This window comes from Campylobacter sp. RM16190 (assembly GCF_012978835.1).
Classification (GTDB): domain Bacteria; phylum Campylobacterota; class Campylobacteria; order Campylobacterales; family Campylobacteraceae; genus Campylobacter_A.
Genome location: NZ_LIWS01000021.1, coordinates 1 through 3,041, shown reverse-complemented (window position 1 = coordinate 3,041; position 3,041 = coordinate 1). Strand labels below are relative to the sequence as shown.

Genomic DNA, 3,041 nt, shown 5'->3' with positions numbered 1-3,041 from the left:
AAAAAGAAAGATCTAGATGTGTTAAATAGATAACCGATTATGTATCAATCGGTAGTAATAGAAGCTATAAAGAGATAGTGGAGTATCGAAAAAATGGATATTATGTAGCAAATGCACAAATCAATAAAAGGCTATTTTAATAAAAATAGCCTATGTTTTTATAAAAGAATAATTATAAACCCTTATATGTTTATCAAATTCTATCTCCATAAGGTAGTGATTTGATATAATTCTCCATAAAATCCCAATCTGGTTTATCTTTTTGAATAATTGGGAGTTTAATGATAGTTTTTCTTAACCTATCCCCTGTCCAAGAGCGACCAAAATAATATTTATCATATTCTTTACATAAAATAGTAGTTACGAAAAGTGCGGTATATGGATTTATCCAATCTGCATATCCAAGATTTAATGAAGTAGCACCAATAAATTTTTCATTTAAATAAATCGCATAACCTGCCGAACCCTCTCCTTGACCTATCATAGCTATACAATTACCATCGCTTACAAATTCAATATTATCATTTAAAGAACAAGATTTCATTACTCCATTGTCATTATACTTAGCACCAATATAGTTTATATCATAACCATTCACTAAGCTTGAGGCATCTGCACATTTGCCTTTGACCAATTTAGAAAATAGTTTTTCAATTTTAAATTCCCCCCATTTTTTAGTATCTAATTTTGGAGCAAAACCTGCTTTGTTTTTTGTAGTAAGTTCTTTATGGTGTAGCGATTTAATATAATTTTTCATAAATTCCCAATCAGGTACATATCCATCATCTGAATATTTATAATTTTCATCAATAAAAGGAGTGTTGTCTAAATTTTGCTTAATAGGCAAATCAATTAAATCATTTAAATATTTAGATTTTGTGACTTTACGACCATAAGTATATTTAAATTTATTAGCCGTTAATACCGTTTGAAAAAAAGCATATATTTCTATGGTTGCAATGTCATCAGGCAACAACAATATTTTTGCAGAATCTCCAACAACACACCCGTAAATTTGAAAAGATACGAAACCAGCAGAACCGCTTCTTGCAACAGTTAAACAAGGCTTTTCAGAATATGTATAGCCCATTTCTTTGCAATAATCCAAATCAATGCGACCTATTACACCATTATTTTCTTCTCCGCTCTGAACAGCTATAAAATTACCCTGATTATCAAAAATTTCTTCTTTTGTAATCCCTTTTCCATTAAGTATCGTAAATATTTTACTTACTTTAAATGGTTTCCACTCGTTTATACTAAGATTCATACACCACACTCTCTTTTACCAAATATGCAAGATAATTATTGAGTGTTTTTTGAAAATCTGTTTCATTTAATGTGGAATAATCTGTTTTCATATATGCTTCGCATAGCCACTCATCATCTGCCTTGACATACTCTTTCGCTGACAATCCAGATTCTACATCACCATTTTTAAACAAAGATAACCATTTAGGCAAAATTTGAGTTTCCCAAATGGAATTATTGTTTGTGTCTAAAAGTTCTATACGACCTAAATTTTTCTTTTTTATAAAACCATCGTTTTTATAATAGCCAAAAAATGTTTTTTTATTTGGTTTCCCATCATCGGTATTGAAATGCGAAATTCCCATAGTGAATAACATACAACAAGCATTGGCACTGGCACCCGGATAGAACATTCCAGGCGGTAATGTAAAAACAGCTTCAAGAGTATTATTTTTTAAGATATTTTCCTTTGCCTTTAATATTATTCCCTTATTGGCAATAGCACATTGCATTGGAAGTAATACGGCTAATTTGGCATTTGTAATATTTGCTTCTTGCAAACAATCCGATATATATTCCACAAAACAAAGACCTTTTGTAGGATCCTCTTTAACAGGTTTACCATTTTTTTTATTCCATGCTCCTGTTGAATATGTTTTTAAAATTTCAATCTTTTTCTCGCCCTTTTTAGTAGTTTTACTGCCTATGTAGTCGATAATTTTCGTAGGGAATAGTATTTGTTGTGCGTTATACGGCGGATTCATCAAAATTACACTTGGTTTTGCTTCTTTTATCCAAGATTTTTTATCAAAACAGTTTGCTTTGATGATATTAGTATTGCCATCTCCATGAATTAACATATTTGTTGTAGAAAGTCCGAATGGCTTTTCGCTTTCTTCAATACCGTAAATTTGCTCTTTGTGTATTTTTTCTACAATATTATCTTTATTTGGTAAATTAGCACAAGAATTTCTAGCAGTTACCAATGCTCTAACTAAAAACGCTCCACTTCCACAACAAGGATCTAAAACTCGTGAATTGTAATCAACTTCTGTAATCTTGCACATAAAATCTGTTATATGGTCAGGCGTAAAAGCTTGGTTTTTATCATCTTTATTGACATATTTATTAAAAGTTGTAAAAAATAGGTTTAAAATATCTTGCCTGGCTTTTGTTTCATCGTTAATATAAGGCAAAATTTTTGTTGCTTATGTGTATCAGAATTTGATGAAAATCGCTATCAGAAAGCCTAATAACTCTTTCATCCTCTAAAACATTTTTGTCAAGCAAAAGCATTTTTTCTGCTTTACTTAAATTATTATCCACACTTTTATCTAACAGACTATTTAGAATTGCTTTTATTTCGCTAATTACAACAGAAGTGGCTTTGGGTTGTTTTTTTGAATTTTCATATTCTAAACCATTTTTTAAAGCCAAAAGACAAGTGCCAACAAATTGTCCTCTGACTTTTTCGCTTATGCCAAAGCTATGCAAAGTTTCATTTGGTTGATAAGTGGCTCTAATAACATCTTCTTTGCTGTTTTTTATTGCAGGAAAAAGTTCGTTACAAAGCTCTTCCATACTGACAATTTTGCCAAAAGGAAGTTTATTTTTGTCGTTTAATTCGTCTAAATACATTAAAACATCATTGGATGTAGTGCTGGCCGTTTGGCGAGCAATAGCGTATCTAATGAATTCTGTGGATATTGGCAGGGTAATAAGAGAGTAGCTGAAAGACTTGGGGCTTAAGATATTTTATAGTGTTTAATTCTATCTACTTCAAAACTAGA

3 protein-coding genes are annotated in these 3,041 nt (G+C 30.7%); all 3 read right to left on the bottom strand.

Annotation, left to right across the window (positions count from 1 at the left end; genetic code table 11):
- Nucleotides 1-193 precede the first annotated feature (193 nt).
- From CDOM16190_RS10445 to CDOM16190_RS10435, 3 genes are read right to left on the bottom strand one after another with little or no spacing between them, the layout of a single operon-like run.
- Complete coding sequence (locus CDOM16190_RS10445; protein WP_170020774.1) at nucleotides 194-1,270, bottom strand: restriction endonuclease subunit S; 1,077 nt, start codon at nucleotides 1,268-1,270, stop codon at nucleotides 194-196.
- Nucleotides 1,260-2,447 carry an HsdM family class I SAM-dependent methyltransferase gene (locus tag CDOM16190_RS10440; protein WP_170020772.1) on the bottom strand — a complete coding sequence of 396 codons (1,188 nt, stop codon included), beginning with the start codon at nucleotides 2,445-2,447 and terminating at the stop codon, nucleotides 1,260-1,262. Before CDOM16190_RS10440 ends, CDOM16190_RS10445 begins: the two co-directional genes overlap by 11 nt.
- Entirely contained in the window at nucleotides 2,434-2,889 is a 456-nt protein-coding gene (locus CDOM16190_RS10435) for a hypothetical protein (RefSeq protein ID WP_170020770.1), read from the bottom strand. Before CDOM16190_RS10435 ends, CDOM16190_RS10440 begins: the two co-directional genes overlap by 14 nt.
- Nucleotides 2,890-3,041 lie beyond the last annotated feature (152 nt).